General features: G+C 58.7%; 18 protein-coding genes. 11 read left to right on the forward strand and 7 right to left on the reverse strand.

The window, feature by feature from the left end; genetic code table 11:
- Nucleotides 1–90: 90 nt before the first annotated feature.
- Entirely contained in the window at nt 91–2241 is a 2151-nt protein-coding gene (gene betT, locus RIL96_RS07465) for a choline BCCT transporter BetT (RefSeq protein ID WP_310548391.1), read from the reverse strand.
- A gap of 264 nt (nt 2242–2505) precedes the next feature.
- Here betT and ychF point away from each other — a divergent pair, with 264 nt between their 5' ends.
- Together ychF and erm are read left to right on the forward strand one after the other, a co-directional pair.
- Nucleotides 2506–3609, forward strand: coding sequence for a redox-regulated ATPase YchF (ychF, locus tag RIL96_RS07470; RefSeq protein WP_310548392.1), 1104 nt, complete (start codon nt 2506–2508; stop codon nt 3607–3609).
- 285 nt (nt 3610–3894) lie between these two features.
- The gene (gene erm / locus RIL96_RS07475) at nt 3895–4752 is read left to right on the forward strand and encodes a 23S ribosomal RNA methyltransferase Erm (protein WP_310548393.1); all 858 of its coding nucleotides are present in this window, start codon (nt 3895–3897) and stop codon (nt 4750–4752) included.
- Nucleotides 4753–4915: 163 nt separating this feature from the next.
- Here erm and RIL96_RS07480 read toward each other — a convergent pair whose 3' ends face one another.
- Nucleotides 4916–5452, reverse strand: a complete 537-nt coding sequence (locus tag RIL96_RS07480; RefSeq protein WP_310548394.1) for a hypothetical protein — start codon at nt 5450–5452, stop codon at nt 4916–4918.
- Nucleotides 5453–5803: 351 nt separating this feature from the next.
- On the opposite strand from RIL96_RS07480, the gene RIL96_RS07485 reads away from it, so the two are divergent.
- The 3 genes from RIL96_RS07485 to RIL96_RS07495 all read left to right on the forward strand — a co-directional run bounded on the left by RIL96_RS07485 (nt 5804) and on the right by RIL96_RS07495 (nt 9692).
- Complete coding sequence (locus RIL96_RS07485; RefSeq protein ID WP_310548395.1) at nt 5804–7816, forward strand: hypothetical protein; 2013 nt, start codon at nt 5804–5806, stop codon at nt 7814–7816.
- Between the two features lie 32 nt (nt 7817–7848).
- Nucleotides 7849–8253 carry a hypothetical protein gene (locus tag RIL96_RS07490; protein ID WP_310548396.1) on the forward strand — a complete coding sequence of 135 codons (405 nt, stop codon included), beginning with the start codon at nt 7849–7851 and terminating at the stop codon, nt 8251–8253.
- Between the two features lie 245 nt (nt 8254–8498).
- Nucleotides 8499–9692, forward strand: coding sequence for a hypothetical protein (locus tag RIL96_RS07495; protein ID WP_310548397.1), 1194 nt, complete (start codon nt 8499–8501; stop codon nt 9690–9692).
- 62 nt (nt 9693–9754) lie between these two features.
- On the opposite strand, the gene RIL96_RS07500 is transcribed toward RIL96_RS07495, so the two are convergent.
- The 5 genes from RIL96_RS07500 to RIL96_RS07520 all read right to left on the reverse strand — a co-directional run bounded on the left by RIL96_RS07500 (nt 9755) and on the right by RIL96_RS07520 (nt 13624).
- Nucleotides 9755–10102 (reverse strand): hypothetical protein, encoded by a 348-nt coding sequence (locus tag RIL96_RS07500; protein ID WP_310548398.1) that lies wholly within the window; start codon nt 10100–10102, stop codon nt 9755–9757.
- Nucleotides 10103–10168: 66 nt separating this feature from the next.
- Nucleotides 10169–11704: a recombinase family protein gene (locus tag RIL96_RS07505; RefSeq protein ID WP_310548399.1), complete on the reverse strand. Its 1536-nt coding sequence runs from the start codon at nt 11702–11704 to the stop codon at nt 10169–10171.
- Between the two features lie 655 nt (nt 11705–12359).
- Nucleotides 12360–12737 (reverse strand): hypothetical protein, encoded by a 378-nt coding sequence (locus tag RIL96_RS07510; RefSeq protein WP_310548400.1) that lies wholly within the window; start codon nt 12735–12737, stop codon nt 12360–12362.
- A 209-nt stretch (nt 12738–12946) separates the two neighbouring features.
- Nucleotides 12947–13234: a hypothetical protein gene (locus RIL96_RS07515; protein ID WP_310548401.1), complete on the reverse strand. Its 288-nt coding sequence runs from the start codon at nt 13232–13234 to the stop codon at nt 12947–12949.
- A 3-nt stretch (nt 13235–13237) separates the two neighbouring features.
- Nucleotides 13238–13624, reverse strand: a complete 387-nt coding sequence (locus tag RIL96_RS07520) for a hypothetical protein (protein ID WP_310548402.1) — start codon at nt 13622–13624, stop codon at nt 13238–13240.
- Between the two features lie 259 nt (nt 13625–13883).
- Between RIL96_RS07520 and RIL96_RS07525 the strand changes: the two genes are divergently transcribed.
- The 6 genes from RIL96_RS07525 to RIL96_RS07550 all read left to right on the forward strand — a co-directional run bounded on the left by RIL96_RS07525 (nt 13884) and on the right by RIL96_RS07550 (nt 17857).
- The gene (locus RIL96_RS07525) at nt 13884–14258 is read left to right on the forward strand and encodes a hypothetical protein (RefSeq protein ID WP_310548403.1); all 375 of its coding nucleotides are present in this window, start codon (nt 13884–13886) and stop codon (nt 14256–14258) included.
- A gap of 120 nt (nt 14259–14378) precedes the next feature.
- A complete protein-coding gene (locus tag RIL96_RS07530; RefSeq protein ID WP_310548404.1) occupies nt 14379–14669 on the forward strand; it encodes a helix-turn-helix domain-containing protein in 291 nt (96 codons plus the stop codon).
- Complete coding sequence (locus tag RIL96_RS07535) at nt 14666–14890, forward strand: hypothetical protein (protein WP_310548405.1); 225 nt, start codon at nt 14666–14668, stop codon at nt 14888–14890. The genes RIL96_RS07530 and RIL96_RS07535 overlap by 4 nt, the downstream gene beginning before the upstream one ends.
- Nucleotides 14891–15031: 141 nt before the next feature.
- Nucleotides 15032–15199: a hypothetical protein gene (locus tag RIL96_RS07540; RefSeq protein WP_310548406.1), complete on the forward strand. Its 168-nt coding sequence runs from the start codon at nt 15032–15034 to the stop codon at nt 15197–15199.
- A 193-nt stretch (nt 15200–15392) separates the two neighbouring features.
- Nucleotides 15393–16667: a UvrD-helicase domain-containing protein gene (locus RIL96_RS07545; RefSeq protein WP_310548407.1), complete on the forward strand. Its 1275-nt coding sequence runs from the start codon at nt 15393–15395 to the stop codon at nt 16665–16667.
- 8 nt (nt 16668–16675) lie between these two features.
- Nucleotides 16676–17857: a replication initiator gene (locus tag RIL96_RS07550; RefSeq protein WP_310548409.1), complete on the forward strand. Its 1182-nt coding sequence runs from the start codon at nt 16676–16678 to the stop codon at nt 17855–17857.
- The last annotated feature ends 311 nt before the right edge of the window (nt 17858–18168 follow it).

Consider the following 18168-nt stretch of genomic DNA (forward strand, 5'->3'; position numbering starts at 1 on the left):
TGCCAGGTCTGTCTGGATGCACCGGGCTCTGTGCGAGGTTGTCTGCGCCTATGCGGCTGTAGGCTCGGGCCCTGTGCTCAAGCGGGTCGTTCAGGCCTTGTCCTCCACTGAGTCGGCGTCTTCCCACTCGTCGGGGATGGCGATGTCCTCGCCGAGGGTGGTCGCGTGGTCACCGCTCATGGTCAGGAACGTCAGATGGTGCTCGTAGGCGTCCAGAATGTCAGTGATGACCTGTTCTTTGGTGTAGCCCATGATGTCGTGGCCGCGGGAGCCGGTGGCGGAGAAGATCTCCGCCCGGTAATAGTTGCTCTCCACAGTGCCCGGGTTATTGGCGAAGCTCGGCAGAGAGTAGGCCACCGGGTAGATCTGGTATTTGAACTCGCTGGAGTCGCGGAAGCGGACGTGCAGATCCACTGTGGGGATATCGGTGTCCTGTGCGGTGCCGCGTGAGCAGCTGACATCGGCGCCCTGGGCCTGCAGCTCATCGGCCACCTCTTCGACGGCGGGCACGCCCACCTCGTTGAGGAACTCGGTGACCTGGGCAGCATTGGGGAAGGTCATGTGGCGGGCCAGACGACGCCGCCAGCCGCCGCGTTCCACCGATTCCCGGGCGCGGCTGGAGAGCACCCAGGAGAGCGACGCTTCGCGGGATTCCACGGTGAGGCGTTCGCGGCGCAGTGCCCGCCAGACGCCGACCATGATCAGGTACATGACCACGGAGAACGGCAGGCCCATGATGATGGTCGCCGACTGCAGGGTGTAGACCCCGTCGATGAACAGCATGACCAGGGTCAGTGCACCGATGGCCCCGGACCAGAAGATGCGCAGCCAGGCGGCGCCGTCCTGGCCGGCGTCGGTGGAGCGGGAGGTGAAGTTCGCCATGACCAGGGAGCCGGAGTCGGCGGAGGTGACGTAGAACAGCAGTCCGGTCAGCACGGTGACGGCGATCGCGAAGCTGGCTCCGGGGTATTCCAGCAGCAGGGTGTAGAAGCTGGATTCCGGGGACTCTGCTGCGGAGGTGAGGAATTCGTCGGCGCCGCCGCGGAAGAGCTCCATGGCGGCGTTTCCGAAGATGGAGATCCACAGCAGGATGAAGGTGAAGGGGATGATCAGGGTGCCGATGACGAATTGGCGCAGGGTGCGTCCCCGGGAGATGCGGGCGAGGAACAGGCCGACGAAGGGGGCCCAGGCGATCCACCAGGCCCAGAAGAACAGCGTCCAGTCGGTCATCCAGTCGGCTGAGGTGTACTCACCGGTGGTGTCCGCGTAGGCGAAGGTGTTGAACAGCATCGAGGGGAAGCGAGCGAAGAAGTCGCCGATGTTCTGTACCAGGGCGTTGAGCAGGTACTGGGTGTGCCCGGCCACCAGCACGTAGACCAGCAGGATGACGGCGAGCACCACGTTGAGCTCGGAGAGCCGCCGGATGCCCTTCTCCACACCGGAGACGGTGGAGATGGTGGTGATGATGACGGCCAGCACGATGAGCGCGACCTGGACCGTGGGGCCTTCCTCCCAGCCGAAGAGGTAGGAGAGACCGTAGTTGAGGAAGACCACGCCGATGCCCAAGGAGGTGGCGATGCCGAAGATGGTGCCGATGATGGCGGCGATCTCGACGGCGTCTCCGGCCGCACCGTTCACCCGGCGGCCGACGATGGGGTACAGGGCGGAGCGGATGCTCAGCGGCAGGTGGTAGCGGTAGGCGAAGAGGCCGAAGGCCATGCCCATCAGGGCGTACATCGCCCAGCCGGGGATGCCGTAGTGGAACATCGTCCACAGTGAGGCCTGGCGGGCGGCCTCCATCGATTCGGCCGTGCCTTCCGGTGGGGTGAGGAAGTTCGCAGCGGGGCCGGAGACGGCGAAGAACATGAGGTCCACACCGATGCCGGCGGCGAAGAGCATCGCCGTCCAGGTGAACAGATTGAACTTCGGCGAGGAGTGGTCAGGACCGATCTTCGTGCGGCCGACGCGGGAGAAGGCGACGATGAGCACGAACACCACGATGATTCCGGCAGTGAGCACGTAGTACCAGCCGAGGTTTCTGGCGACCCATCCGGTGACGCCGAAGATGACCGACTCGGCGTTCTCCGGCGCGAGCCAGGCCCAGAGGACGAAGGCGATGATCAGTGCCGCGGAGCCGATGAAGACCGGGAGGCTGAGCTGAGACCGCCCGTTCCCCGAGGTGGGGGAGGGGCCGTCGGGGCTGCTGGGCTCCTTAGTCGTCGGTTCGGTGGCCTCTGCCATACGAAGTCCTTCCTGGCATGCGATGAAATTAGTGTGAAGTTCTGTGCGAGCTGGCGCGAGCTTCGGTCTCTGCCTGTGGCGTCTCGGCTGATATCTCCTGATACCTCGTAAGACGTCTCGGAGGGCGCAACGCACGCAGCCTGTATGGAGTGTATGTGCTTGTCCCTCATCTGGCGACGATGTGTGTTCTCGGCAACCAGCTCGATTCACTAGTGAAGGTGTGGACTCGCTTCCCTGCTGTGGTGCGGGATAGATTGGGCGATTGTGGCACTGACGATCGGAATCGTGGGACTCCCCAATGTGGGCAAGTCGACACTCTTCAACGCGCTGACCCGGCAGACTATCCTCGCGGCGAACTATCCCTTCGCCACGATCGAACCCAATGTGGGTGTGGTGAACCTGCCCGACGAACGGCTGGAAAGGCTCGCCGAGATCTTCGGTTCGGAGCGGATCCTGCCGGCGACGGTGTCTTTCGTGGACATCGCCGGCATCGTCAAGGGCGCCTCGGAGGGGGAGGGGCTGGGGAACCAGTTCCTGGCGAACATCCGTGAGGCGCACGCGGTGGCGCAGGTGGTCCGCGTGTTCGAGGACGGCAACGTCGTCCACGTTGACGGCAAAGTGGACCCGGCCTCCGATATGGAGACCATCAACACCGAGCTGGTGCTCGCGGATCTGCAGACCCTGGAGAACGCAGTGCCGAAGCTGGAGAAGCAGGTCAAGGGGCGTAAGGCGGAGCAGGCGCAGCTGGATGCCTACCTGGCGGCGCGGAAGGTGCTGGAGCGCGGGGACACGATCTTCTCCTCCATCGAGTCCGATGGGCTGGACATGGAGCATCTCGGTCAGCTGGGGCTGCTGACCGCCAAGCCGTTCATCTACGTGTTCAACTGCGACGACGGCGTGTTGGGGGATGCGGAGAAGCAGCGGCAGCTGGCTGAATCTGTGGCTCCGGCGCAGTCAGTGTTCCTGGATGCGAAGCTTGAGGCGGATCTGGTGGAGCTCTCCGAGGAGGAGGCCCGCGAGATGCTGGAGATGAACGGCCAGGAGGAGTCCGGGCTGGACCAGCTGGCCCGCGTCGGCTTCGACACCCTCGGGCTGCAGACCTACCTGACCGCCGGGCCGAAGGAGACCCGCGCCTGGACCATCACCAAGGGCGACACCGCCCCGCAGGCCGCCGGTGTGATCCATACTGACTTCCAGAAGGGCTTCATCAAGGCCGAGATCGTCTCCTTCGACGACCTCACCGCCGCCGGTTCCATGAACGACGCCAAGGCCGCCGGCAAGGTCCGCATGGAGGGCAAGGACTACGTCATGCGCGATGGGGATGTGGTCGAGTTCAAAAGCGGATTAACCTCTGGAGGGCGTAAATAGCCTAGGCAGGCTTGAGCGTCTTCCATCCCGCCGTTGTCCGAGCAATTTGGTGGGCCAGGTTCGACCGGTCTAAGGTATTCCGCATGGGTTCAATAGCACTTGCCGTCGTGGCACGCCCCTGGGCGTAACGCCGCGGCGTCGAGCTTTCCAGATTCTCCGCTTCTGACAGCGCGCCGCCGCGCCAGCTTTCTGAACAGCTGGGCGGCACAGACCCCATATCCTTTTCGTCTCATCTGAAGATCCCTGTGCCTGCCCAGGAAGAACCATCCTTCGTGGAGATACACCGTGCGCACCTATACCGACGGCCGTCACGAGCACGGCCAGAACTTCCTCACCGACCGCCGCGTCATTCGCCAGATCGTCGATCTCGTTGCCAAGACATCCGGGGCTCTCCTTGAGATCGGACCCGGCAAGGGCGCACTGACCCTGCCGCTTGAGAAACTCAACCGACCACTCACTGCTGTGGAGATTCACCCCGGACTGGCTCAGCATCTGGCATCCAGAACCTCGCCGACCACCCAGGTAGTGACGGGTGACTTCCTGGAGTATCGGCTGCCGCAGAAGCCGTTCGTCGTCGTCGGTAACCTGCCCTTTCATCTAACGACATCAATTCTGCGCAAGCTGCTGCACCACCCGCATTGGACTCAGGCGGTGCTGATCACCCAGTGGGAGGTCGCGCGACGGCGAGCAGGGGTGGGCGGTGCCAGCATGATGACCGCGCAGTGGGCGCCCTTCTACACCTTTGACCTGGCGGGCCGAGTACCTGCCAGGGCCTACACCCCAGCACCGAGTGTGGATGGTGGCATCATCACCATCACTCGCCGTGCAACACCGCTGCTACCGTGGAAAGAACGCAAACAATACGCCGGATTCGTCCACCAGATCTTCACCGGACCTGGACGAGGCATCGGGCAGATCCTCCGGAATGCCACTGGCGGTAATCAGACCCAGGTCGGTCAGTGGCTCGGTGAACTGGGCATCAAGAAGACGACTCTGCCCAAAGACCTCACAGCCGAGCAATGGGCCGGCATCTACCACCGAAGCCGCGGAACCTCTCGGCGTACAGGCAGTCAGCTTGGAAAAGTGGAACGCGCCGGTCCACGCCCTAAGCGCCGACAGCGCAAGCGTCCGCCTCGTCGGTAGCGAGTCCAGGGGCGAGCTGCTGATCCACTTCCTGAGCTGGCTCTGAACGCGGTCAAGTGGCCGTCGAATGTCCCGGCTGCTTAGGCGGGCTTGGGCGCTTGCGGGTTGGTCGCTCCGTAACATTGCGTAATGCGGCTTGGGCGAGCTTGTGCTATATTCGCTGTTATACAGCGAAAGCCCTCCGGGGAGCGTCGAGGTAGTCGGCGGGTCCTGTGAGCCCCGGATAGCAGGTTGGCGGGATGGTCTCGTCTGCCACCACGAAGCGCATGATCAGTCGCGGGGTGTGGGAATCCTTGATTCTTGAGGATTTCTCATGCCCGCTGTATTTCCTAGTTCTCTTGCGGAAGATCGCCTGGACCTCTACCAGGCTGCCGAAGTCCGTGATTCTGATGGCCGCCGTGTCTACGGTTCGACCGATACCCTTCGCCGCGATCACAAGCGTGGTCTCCTCCCCTTGGAGATGTCTGAGGGTAAGTATGTAGCGCGCCGGTCCGATTTGGATGCCTTGCCTGGTCGCCGGGCTGCGATGCGCGCTGCTCGGCGGAAGGCGAGCGCCAAGGCAAAGGCGACCAAAGCTGATGAGCTTGAAGCTGCTGCGTTGCGCATCGCTGCTGAGGCTCCCGTTCTGACTCCACAGCGCCGTGACCGGCTCCGTGAGCTGCTCGGAGGTGTCCTGTGATGCCGACGCCAGCAACTTCATCTGTATCCCTTCTTCCTGAGCTTCGGGAGGAGGTTTGTTCGGTCAGATCAAAAGTCCTCCGTGGTGTAACCCTCTTCAATGCGGGTATGAGGGGTGCTGGGGCGTCCTTCACGCGTGGGCGGCGTTGCTTGTCGATGCCGCCCACGCGGTTGGCGCAGGCCGATTTCGACTGGTGTACCAGGAGAAATCGGTGCCAAGCCAACTTCGGCGCTCGGACATTGTTCGGCGGCGCAGCCGCCCAGATTCGCGGAACTGACGCTCCCGCATTGGACACCCGCATAGGTACCCGCATAGCACCCCGCATTGGTCGGCCTATGCGGGGTGGAAGGGCACGGTTCGGGGGTGATCGGCGTGGCTAATGGCAAGAAGGGCAAGGGTAAGAGAGACAACGTCTCACATCTGATGCTCACCCAGCAGCTGAAGCCGCAGTTTTGGGACTGGGTGGACTCCGATGAAGCAGAGCGCGCTGAGGCGGATGGCACTATCGTCACCCAGCGTCTTGGATTGACCAGGGATGAGGCTGTCAGTCTGATCGAACGGGCCGCTTCCGGCGACCTTCAGGCCGTTGCCGGACTGGGGGCTGAAATCGTGGGTCGGCTTGAATATTCCGGGTCAGTCTTCCTCTACGACAAGATCGCAGCGGGCCAAGCCCTGACCGATTGGGAATCTGACGAGGACTCGAAGCATGAGGGTTCCAGAGTCGCTGCCGCATACATCATCCTCCACGACAAAGACACCTGGACGGATTACTCCGGTGAGGAGCCGGTGGAGTGCCTGAAAGAGCCCCATGTGCATATGGTTGTGGTCTTCGAGAGCGAGAAGCGCAACGGTCGAAGCGTCCCGGCTTCGGCATCACCTGCGTACCTGGCCAAGCGTATCGGGATTCCGCTGAATGGCCACATTGATCTGCCCCGCAAGGGCGGCCCCACCTTCGATTGGCCTGGATACGGCAAGGTCTCCTCGTCATTGGATAACAAGCTGGCCTACCTGACCCACGCCAAGTACGAAGAGAAGTTCCAGTATGACCCTGCGGAGGTCATCACCGCCCGGGGCCCGGGCTATTTGCCGATTGACCGGGCTCGCCGTCCCGACTGGCTCAAGGGCCGGGCGCACATCAAGAAGCAGCAGGCAGCCGAGGCGGTCGAAGACCTGGTTGAGAAGTGCATCACCGGCCAGATCACCAAGGAGGTGATCGAGCTCGATGACGATTTGCTGGCCGTCTACGGCAGGCACAAGCGGAAGGTCGACGACGCACTGCGGACCCGCAGTGACGCTGAGGCCACACGGAAACGCGTCGAAGTCGAGCGCACTCTGGGAACTGAGTGGACTAAGAGCGGCATCGCCGTCACGGGTCCCCGCCGCTCGGGTAAGGAGGCCTTTGCTGCGGACCTCTTGGAGAAGCTGACGGCTTTGGCCCGGCATGCTGGACAGCAGTGGCAGACTGTCCGTCCACCAGGTCAGCACGCGTTGGAGAACGTCGGTTCTGCCGAGTTGGTCCATCACGAAGACGGGCGCTTCCGGGCGTTTCGCAGCTATGACCAGATGCTGCGTTACCTGGACCCCAATGAATCTGTGGAGGCTGAGGGTCGGTACTACAGCCGTCAGGCCCCGGCTCCTCGGGTTGCGGTGCTGACGACCTCGAACACCCTCTACGAGTTCGGCCTGTCCTCTCTGGCACGGAAGCCTACTGAAGTGCTGGAAGCCGATGCGGCCACTTCCTCATCGTCTCGGGCTCCGGCAGATATTGACGAGTTCCTGCTACGCCTTGGCTGGGTAGTAGAAGTCCAAAAGCCTGTTCGCACCGTTGATGACATCTGTGTGGCGGAGGACATCGGCACAGCTGAGGCCTTCGAAATCTTCAAGCAGGAGGCCATGATCGGCTTCTACCGGCCTAAGGAGAAATCGGCCCGGCGTACCGAGACCGTTAGGGCTCGCAACGGTGCCCGGCTGGGAGAGATCACCACCACCGCAGAGATGGAGCCGGTGGGGATGCTCAAGGGGGTTGACCGGGCTGCCCGCTTCCTTGCAGTAGAGATCATGCATGGGCGCAACGGCGACATCATCGCCGCGCTGCCAGAGGAGATCACCGCACGCCTGAACGATGAGCACCGCCTCATCGCCGGGGACCTGGTGGACCGCAAACAACAGGTGCTCGACGCCGCCGAACTCGGCCAGCGCAGATGCGGGACCTGCGGTCACAAGTACTCTGCGCTCGATCTGGAGCCATACGACCGCATGTGTTTCGGCTGCGGCCCCGAGACTCACCCCGATGTCGTCCGGTGCTCGCAGTGCAAACGGTTCTGGGACACATCCGCCGCCAGACCCTATGGGCGGAGCACCTGCGACGCATGTTCACCGGGATAACCGCCACATCATCGACAAAGGAGGCCACGAAGGTGACAGACAAGATCACCGCCGAGATCAGCAAGATCGAACAGCGCCGGAGGGAAGATGCCGCGAAGCTTCGTCGGCTTCAGCGGCAGCGTAAGAAGCAGCATGAGGCCGAGCTTCGTGCTGCGAAGTTGGCACTGGCGGAGAGGCTTTGCGACTCCGTGGGTGCGACCACGGTCGGCAATGTCGAGGAGTTGGAACGCCGGTTCTTCGACACCGGACGGGACAAGGTTCTTCACGAGGAACTGTCGTGGAACGCAGCAGTCGAGACCGAGGCCTCGGCTGCGGAATCCAACGACACCGATGAGGACGAGGAGTACGGCTTATCGATCAAGACCGACGACACCGTGTACCCGAGTTCTGGCGACCATGTGTCGTCAGAATCGGGTGATGCAGGGCATCGAAGGTGATGGTCGATGTCTCGTCCCCACGCCCACGCAGACGGAGCACTGCTCCGGCCTAGTGGGCACAGCCCCGCAGGGCCGCCGGAGGCCGCCATGACAAACGCGCAGCGTTTGTCCCATATGGTGCCTAAAGCCAAATTGGTTGCTTCGGGAGGCGTAGCGGGGACCCGGATAACCAACTTGGCTTTGCTCCTTCTGCTCTTCCGAGGCAGCGAAGCAGGTCCCTGGAAGAGCAGAAGGAGCACCTCAAGATGACAGGTCGAGCAGGGATGGATGTGTCCCATATCCAGCACGGCGAGAACGGCACACGAGCAAACCGAAGGCGTTTGCTCGAAGAGGCGATGCGAGAGTTGGACGAGGACTGGACCGCCAAGCAGGCGGACCGGAACGCCAACGTCATCGCCTCACTGTCGAAGACCAACATCGCGATGGTCAACGACGGAGCCGGAGGCTTCCGGCGCTGCCACAACGTTGACGATGTACTGGCCTACGGCGATGCCCGCCAGGCGCGGGTCAAGCGCAAGATCAAAGCCAACTCCTTCACCACCACGACCATCGTGGCCCACCTGCCGAAGAGCATGTGTATCGAGGAAGAGTTCACGGACAACGAAGGCAGGAAGAAGACCCGGTATGTGGCCCGGGACGAGGCCGAGATGCGCCGGTACTTCGATGAGCTGCTGGCATATCTCGGTGACAAGGTGCTCACCGGAGGGCAAGCAGCAATTCACGGATACGACATCAATCTCGATGAGACCACGCCACACATCCAGGTAATCTGCGACACTTTCGCCCCTCATCCGAAACACTCCGACACCCTGCGGGTAGAGGCCTCGCAGATGTGGGGGTCCCACCGGGACGTGAGATACCCGGAGGGGCACGAGAAGGAGGGTCAGCAGATGGGCGGGTCGGTCAAGATGGAAAACTATCAGCGCGGCCTGCGTGAGCACATGATCGCTGCCGGGTTCCCGGTGGAGGCTGAAGTCTCCGAACGTCCGAAGGAGAAGCTGGACAAACCCACGTATGTCCAGCTTGAGGAGGAACGGGCCGAACTGGCCGAGGAACGTGCTGAGATTGAAGAAGCCTTGGAACAGGCCTACGCAATGCGCTCCAAGGGCAAGCGAGAAGGCTACGAGAAAGGGCGCGCCGAAGGGCGCTCGGAGTCCGAGGAAGCGATTCGAAAAGCCCAGGAAGCCAAACGACAGGCCGAGGACTCCGTCACCGCCGCAGAGGCTGCTCGGCGGGCACTGGAAGCGGAACGCCAGGCGGAGGAAGAGAAGATGCGCGAGTTCGCTGAGGTAGTCGCCGAGCTACAGGGGATGAAGGCCACCGCAGACCAGCGGAAACAGCTCGAAGGGCTCAAGAAGAAGGCCGCCTATCAGCGGGCTATGGCGAAGATGCGCAACTGGGATGACGATGCCTCCCGCGATCGGCAGATGGGCGAATGAGACTCACGGCGAAAAAGAAAACTCCCGTGGGGCAGCGGGGGCTGCTCCACGGGAGATCATCCTCACCAAGGCATCATGTCCTGGGTATAGTGCTCGACGGCCCGGTGGATAGGGGAGTCGGAGTCCACCACTCGCTCGACGCGTTCTCCGCCCCACCATCCACGAATGGTCACATCGGAGATACCCCCGTTAGGGTGCAGCTCGGCAGTGGCCTCAACATGTGGACCTCCGGTGCACAAAACCATCGTGATCGTCTTGGTCACGCGAACTTCCAGCGGCAGTTCGTGGAGGGCTTCGCTGGCCTCCTGGCCTTCGTAGGGGGCCTCGGAGTCCATCGCGGCGAACAGTTCGCCGAAGGTCTCTTCCTTGGCGTCAATCTGGTGGACCAGGGCATCGTGCGTGTTCGGCATGGGAGAGCCTTTCGTAAGAGGGTGCATTGCACCGGGTCTCCCGCCTGCCGCTGCTGCGGTAGGTCTCTACCTGCGCCAGACGATCTCCACGGTCTCGGGCCTAAAGTCCCTCCTGCCCTTGGGATTGTGATGCAGGTGTACTTCGCAGAGGGCATCCACGACGGACCGGCGAATGCCGAGATCGCCCGCTTCGAACGCGCTCACCGGGTTCTGGTCGCTGAGCACCCCGCCCGCAGTATCGGACACGGAAAGTGTCAGCCGCTCGGCATCGAGCTTGGTAATCACAGCCTCGGCCTTGCTCCTGATGCGCTTGAGGTCCCGGCCCTCGATGATCTCGTCATCATAGTCACGCTGGGCTCGGCGGATGCGGGCTTCCTGCTTCTCGATAAGCGTCCTGATCTCCGCAAGCCGGGGTTCGTCCCTGTCGGGCAAAAGGTCGGCCAGGTCATCCCGCCCCAACCGGGCACGCACAGCAGTGAGGACGTAGGTATCGACCTGTTCCCGGCTGCGCAGCACATGCCCGGCGCACCGGTACCGCTGGCCGTGAGCCCTGACCTTAGTGCCGCAGATACCGCAGAGGTAGAGTCCGCTGCCCATGTGCTTGCGCTCGGTGCCGGAACGGTTGCTCACCCGCTCGGCAGAGTCCAGCTTCTCCTGGACCTTCCACCAGGTGTTCTCATCGATGATCGGCTCCCACAGGCCGTAGACCGGCTCCCCGTCCTCTGTGCGGACGATCTTGGCCTTGTAGCTGCGCCGCTTCTTGCCCTCGTCGTCGGTCTCCTTCGGGGTGTATGTCGAATACCCGGCGTACCGGGGATTACGCAGCAGCATGAGCACACTCGCCGGGTTCCACGGCTTCGGTTCCGGGACCGGCTTCATCGCCAACTGGTCAGCAGGACCACGCGTCTTGTTCTCCTCGGCCCGACGCTGATTCCGCTCAAGGGCCAGCCTGCGAGTCTGGGTCTCCGTAGCAGGTACATCGGCGGGTACGTTCTCTCCGTCCTCGCCGGAGAGAGCCCGAGCGATGCCGCGCAAGGAGGAGCCTGCCAGAAACGCCGCGTAGACCTCCTGCACCGCCTTGGCCTCGTCCTCAAGGATGTCACCGTTGAGCGCGTACCCCAGCGGACGGATACCCTTCGGGGCGCGGCCCTGGCGGGCCCGCTGAGCCTGGGCGCTGCTCTGTCGCCTGCCCTTGCGTTCGACCTCGGAACGAGCCACAGCAGCCTTCATCCGGGCAAACAATCTGCCACCATCAGTGGAGAGGTCGGCCTCGCCGTTAGCGGTCACCAGCACCAGCCCACGGTCCTCGGCAGCTTCAATCCAATCCTCAAGCTGCCTGGGCTGCCGAGTCAGCCGGTCGAGGTCCCAGCAGATGATCGCCGAGAACTTCCCTGCCTGGTAATCGGCCACCATCGCGTCGTAACCCGGCCTGGTCTTGGCCTTGTCCGTCGCAGAGATGGACTGGTCCACATACTCCCGGTGGATGGTCCAGCCGCGCTCCCTGGCGATGCGCTGACAGTCCTGACGGTGCCGGTCGATGGTGCGCCCATCCATCTCATGGTCAAGGCTCACCCGGAGGTAGATCGCTGCGGAGGTCTGCATACGTCAAGTATAGGTTATTCGGCTTCTGAACGTCGTCGAATTCAAGTTTAATGTTTGAGCGGCTCTACTTCCCTGTGTTTCCGGGGTTTTAGCCTCTCCTAAACTTGGGTCATAGGTGGGTCATATGGGCTGTTTGGGTCACGGTTTGGGTCAGTAATATTCAGACATAGTCTGCCCTGGTTGCCTCTGTTGGCTGTTGTTGGGGGAGTGGAGGAGAGCGTTAGCGGCTGCGCCGCGCCCCTGCGATAGCAGCCCCCTTTGCTTACTTTGGTGGGGAATACAAAGTAAGGGTGTTCTCATTGCTGACTTGCTTGCGTTGCTAACAGTTCCCGCCGTTGTCCAGTTGAACCGCTGTTGCTGGCTTTATCGTCAAGCGTCAGGTTCCCTGTGATTATTGGGGTGGCGTCCAGCCTCGTATGTGGGACTGCGGTCTCTGGTGGTTCTCGTGCTGCTGGTAGTTCTGCTGCTTGTCCTCTATGGGTGGCTGGTGCCTTAAAGAGCCCCCAATAATCAAGCGTTGTCTAACTGCTGTGCTGTTGTCTGCTGTTGGCTGCGGCGGCTGTTCTTCCCTCTGATACAGGAAAACCCCCACAGTTGGACTGCGGAGGTTGGTGCCACACCGTGTAGGTGCTTCGGTTGTATTCCGTTGTGTTGCTTACTGGGCGTTGGCAGGTGCCCCGTAATCTATTTCTGCGTAGAGCCAATCAAGTGTTTTATCAAAAGTGGGAGTATCTACCACAAGTGATAGAAAATGAAGGCTGTCCAAATCGAGACCTATCATTTTTGCGTCAGCAGGTATTGACCGACTGGTTAGCATATTTTCGAAGTCCCGCCAGTAGATTATTTTTGTAGGATAGTGAGTGGTGGCGTAGTGGGCGCATAGGCATAGGAGCATCTGACTGGTTGCGTGGTATTGCTTTTCCATATCTCCGTGTGCTGCTGCCGTTAGCATTTCTTGCTGTTTTTCCAGCGCGGTTTCCCACAGTGTGTCGAGTGCCAGCCATTCATACGCTGTTTTGGTTTCTGATGTCATCACTCACCCACCTGCTTTCCGTGGTTGGTGTGCGTGTCCATTTCAAGGAAGAGATGAACACAGTGTGAGGCGATGTCTTGCGCTGCCCAGTCCATTTGTGCTGCGTCAAAATCTTGCCCACTGATGGCCCTGTCTCTTTCCCGCTTGTATTCCCGTAGAAGTTGGACGAATGATAGCCCTGGTAGGCATAGATGTCTTGTAGTCATTACTCACCCACCTGCTTTCAGTGCTGGAACGGCGAGTAGAAACTGAATGCCGCTGTCGTGCCCCAAGTCTGCTGCCAATGTATCCACTGCGCTTACGAACTCGCTTACCGGGACTGTGCTGTTATTGGCCCATTTCATTTCGCGACTGTGTGGCTGACGCGTGTAGTGGTCATATTCACCGATTAGTAGTTGCCAATCAATCCACGACTGTTGAAAGCCTGCGAGGTAGTTGAGCATAGTGTGCTCAATCCAATAGATGATGTCCTCCTGCGTTTCGACTGTGGTAGTCATTACTTACTTTCCTGCTTTCTGCCCGTGTGGGCGGTTGGGGTTATCGCACTTGCCGCTTTCGAGGTAGTCGTGCGCTTGCTGGATGTCCATTGTCCAAGTGATGGTGTCCTGAACATCTGGCTTACCTTCAATCTTGATGCCCCAAGTTTGAAACTCGGGGTAAAAGGTTGCTTTCTCCTTGATGTAGTGAATGGCTTGACCGTCTTGCGTCGTGCTATCTACTGCGTAAGAGTGATGCGGTTGCCATTCTGGTGGCAGCGGGCTGTCGTCCATTAATCGCTGCCAACTCTCTTTGGCGTGGGCGATACAGCAGACTGTCTCTGTTGGGATGTCCTCAACGGATGCCCAGCGGGTGTCCCTGATGATGATGGTTTCGGGTTTAGTAGTCATAGTTTCTTTATTCTCTCTTTCTGCCCGTGTGGGCGGTTGTTTAGTTTCTTTGTCTCCCTTGTGAAGACATTATTAGAATAACATATTGTTTGGGTGCGCACAAGTCTATTTATATATTCTTTCTGTGGTCTTTATCACATTTGGGCGTTTTCTGTGTTTTCGTTGTTAACATTTGTTAGAAACATATATGAGGGCAGTTCGGGAGACTGCTTTCAGCATAGAAAAGTTAACAAGATGACTATGGAGGTCTAAAAGTATTATGCGTTTAAAAGTTGATGGAAAACAGTTGAAGGACAGTGTTGTGTTCGGTGCGGGTATGCTCCCTATCTCGGAGTTCCCTGCCAAAACCGAGCGTGATAGCGAGGATGCGAAGACTAACGCTGATGGGCAGGTGCTCTACTCGGTGCCTAACTTGTTGGCGATTGACCCGACTGAGCAGCGTCAGTTGCGCAATGTGTTCGTGTCTATCACTGCCCCTGACAAGCAGTCCCCTCTAACTGCTGGTAAGCACTTCGTGCCTGCTGGTGAGGCGATTATCAACACTTATGTGATTGATGGGCGTGAGTTGATTACTTTTGAGTGCTCCCACCTGGTGGAGGTTGCTCCTGCTGCTCCTGCGGGTGATAGCAAATGAGTGATAGTCAAGATGACTTCATCGAGTTTTGTGAAAAGGAAGACAACTACAAGTTCGCTGACAAAATCAAGCGTTCAAGGGTTGTCTTACAAGTGAATGATGAGGGGGTGAAAGAGGACGATGAGTGATAATCCGTTTCTTGAAAATCAAGAGGATGAGTGGCTATCTACCTACGATGTGGCTCAACTGCTCGGATATAAGCGCAGTTCGTCTGTGCGCGATGCGTTTTACAACGGGATGCTGGATGGTATTCGCTTCCAGAAAGTAGCAGGGCGTTGGGTGTTCCATAAGGGCGACCTGTTGGAGTGGAAGGCTTCCCGTTCTGGTTCTACTGCTGCTGACCGTGTGCGTGTCTTGAATAAGGAGTGTGCTTCTAAACCTCGTGTGCGTAGGCGTGGTGATAGCAAATGAGTGATAACAAGGTGCGGTTCATTCGGAAACTGAACCTGCTGCGTGCTGACATCAGTCGTCTTCAAGTCAATCAGGACATTATGGCTGCGCACTATCGGGCATTGAAGCAACACTTACAGAATGTCCATTGCGACTGTGATTACAGTGCCTATCGTGCTGACTTCGTCTACGGGTGGGATGACTTTATGGACGAGGTGATTGGTCTCAATGAAGAAGAGTAATCTCGTTGTTCATCAGTGCTCACACTGCGGTCATCTCTCGGTGGAACCGGAGGGTAATGCTGGCGAACTCGTCCTTGCCTTTGAGGATGTGTTTCATCATATGGTCTGCGGTTGTCGGCGTGTTCTCGGTGGTGGCAAGTGATGGCTGACTTCTTATCTGGTGATTGGTCTGTGTTCCATCTGCTGGCTTGGCTTGCTGCCACTGTCGTCCTGCCTGCTCTGCTGTGGGCTTGGGTTGCTGCTCTGAACTATCGGGGTGCTCAACAGATGAAATACAGAAAGAATATTAAGGAGATGCTCAACGAATGAAAATAATGGCTGACGGTGTGGAGTGCTATGACAATCCTGTTGAAGCCTGTCCATTAGGTGAGTGCCCTCATCCTTACCATAACTTCCATATCAACAAGTTCGGTTCTCCCTGCCCTGGCTGCGGGGAAGAAAAGGTCTGGCTTGAATACAGCGAAGTAGATGGTGAGTGGCACATCAAGGGTTGATATTCATTATGTTAGTTGAAGACCAGCAGCCGCCTGTTGCTAATGACCTCCACCTATCGGTTCAGCAGCAGGCGGTTGCTTCCTCTCTGGCTCCGCGTCTTATCGTCTCTGCTCTTGCTGGCTCTGGTAAGACGACTACGGTGGCTGCTCTGGTGTCTAATGCGGCGCGGCGCTTCTCTGCTCCTGTGCTGGTGCTTGCCTTCACTAATGCTGCGGTCTCTACTATCTCTGCCCGTCTTGCTGCTGCTGGGCTGCCTGATGGCGCTTATGAGGTGCTTACAGTGGATGCGCTTGTTTACCGTGTTCTCTGCCGTGCTCTTGGTGTGTCTTCGTTGAATGTTGATGAGGATGCGGTGCGTGCCTGTGCTCGCTGGTCTCTTGAAAAGTTGTCTTTGCCTGCCGAGAGTGGCTTCGTCTCTGCTGTCGTTGATAATGCTGCGCTGTGGCTCAATGGGTCGTCTTCTCGGTCTCCGCTGCCTCGCGGGTTGTCTTCCTCATCGCTTCTGCGTGTTCTGCCGGTCTTCTCTGCCCGTATGGTTTCTCAACGGGTGTTCTCTTGGGAGTTGCTGCGTTCCTTTGCTGCTAAAAATCTCCCTGCTCACTCGCCTTACTCGGCTGTGGTGGTAGATGAAGCACAGGACTTATCTCCGCTTCACTGGTCTTTCGTCTCTGGGCTGTCCGCCTCGTGTGCTCAAACGGTTCTTGTAGGCGATGCGTATCAATCCATCTTCACTTACTCCGGTGTAGATGCTGCTCTGCTGCCGTCTCTGGCTGCTCGTCCTGATTGGTCTGTGCTTCCCTTATCCGAGACTTACCGTTGTCCTGCTGCTGTGGCTGCTGCTGTCCGGTCTCTGTCGTCGCTGTCGTCGCTCTCCGGTGTGGCTGCCTATGAAACTCACTCTTCGGTCTCTGGTGCTGTCAATGTGATTACTGATGTGGGCGATGTTGCTCAACAGGCTGCTTGGCTTCGTGCTAATGCTGACTTCTCCGCTGGTGTTCCTGTTGTCCTCGCTCGCACTAACGAAACTCTGCGCCGCTTGTCCTCTGCTCTCGGGGCTGCTGCTGATAACTTCCGGTTCTCAACTGTTCATTCATTCAAGGGCGATGAGGCTGGCACTGTCTATGTGGTCAATATCGGCGCTGCTTCCGGCTGTCTGGGTAGTTCTCTGTATCAACCGGAGGACGATGACCGTTTGCTGTATGTGGCTCTCACTCGTGCTCAACAGTCTGTGTTTCTGCTCTGCGTTAGAAACCTCCCTAACAGGTGGAGGTGCTTACAGTGAAACCAGTAGTGATTGAAAACGACTTACATAAGTTGATGGTTGAAACTCAACTGACTAACTCGTGCTGGAACCCTATCTATGTCCCTGGCCAGGAGTATCCGAAGCGGTGTGAAAACCGCCGCAACTCTATCTGTGCTCCGTGTGCTCGTCTGTTCAAAGATGATTGGCGTGCTATCGGGCTTGATGGCATATTCAACGAGGACGGGTCTCCGCTGGATGGTTATCAGTTCTGGTTCATCACTCTTACTATGCCCTCAATGGGTGCTGTCCATAACTCGGTGGGTGCCGAAGGGCTGTGCTCTCACTGTCAAGTCAAGCACGACCCTGATTTGATTGGTGTCGCGCTGCGTGAAACTCAACTGTTAGAAGACTGTGCCCCTTGGATGGCTTCTCGTTTTGAAGCATCTCAACAAGTCCAGTGGCATATGGGGCTTACTGCTGGCTGGGATAGCACAAGGAAACAGTTGCGCCGTGATTTCCCCGACGCTGCTTACTTCCTGTCTAACGAATGGCAGGAGCGTGCTGCTATTCATAAACACATCCTCGTGCGCATCCCTGATAGTCAAGCACTGGATTACTTATCTACATATGCGAAGTTGGAGAAACTTCAAGGTGTCAAGGCCCTTGATGGTGCTTGGCAGTGGGGCTCTCAAATGAAAATAGACAAACTTGGTGGCTCGGACTTGAAGAAGAAAGTTGGTTATGTAGTCAAGGCTCTTGGTTATGGGATGAAGTCAATCACTTCTGATAAGCATAAGGATTATGCCGGTGGTAAGTCAGATGCGCGTGCGCGTCAAGAGCATAAACTCGCACAAGCGGCGCGGCGAACGCCGTGCCATAAGCGCGGCGGGTGCTCTGACCCTGCTTCCTGCTCATCGCGTGCGCATCGTGCGGATACAGTCGGTTTCTCTGGTCGCCCTGTGGTCTGCTCTCGTGATTGGTCAGTTAGCGGTAAGACAAGGAAGTCTCTGAAAGAGAAGCGTCTTCACTATGTGCTCAACAGTAAGGACGGCGGTGTTCGCCTGCGTCATAACGACGAACTGTTAGCGCTGGTCTATCAACATAATATGACTACTCGTCGCCCTGATTTGTCTGCGTTGCCTCCGCCACCGTTGGAAGAGTTGAATGACCTGCTGTTCGGGTCTGCTGTTGAAGTCAATGCCTACATTAATGGGCTGCTTCGTGCCTGAAATCTCGTGTAGTGGCGGGACTGCGGCGTTCCCCGTCTTCGGCTGATTATTGCGGAGTATCGGCGGCTTTGGCGCTTCAAAGGCAAAGTGTCATCACCGTAGGGGACTTTCGTTCGCAAGCGGCGCGTTGCCGAAGGCATAAGCAAAGCGTAGGGATAAGAAAGTGATGATGCGTGTCCGGCTCGTTGATAGCGGCATAAGTCCGTCCGCCGCTAATAATGCTGCCCGTAAGCACGATGTGGGCGGCCGTTTGCTCACATAACTTACATTCTTGATATTGTAAAGGGGAAACGGACGGTTCTTGCTTACCG

It is taken from the genome of Nesterenkonia aerolata (assembly GCF_031470965.1).
In the GTDB taxonomy this organism is placed as follows: Bacteria; Actinomycetota; Actinomycetes; order Actinomycetales; family Micrococcaceae; genus Nesterenkonia; species Nesterenkonia aerolata.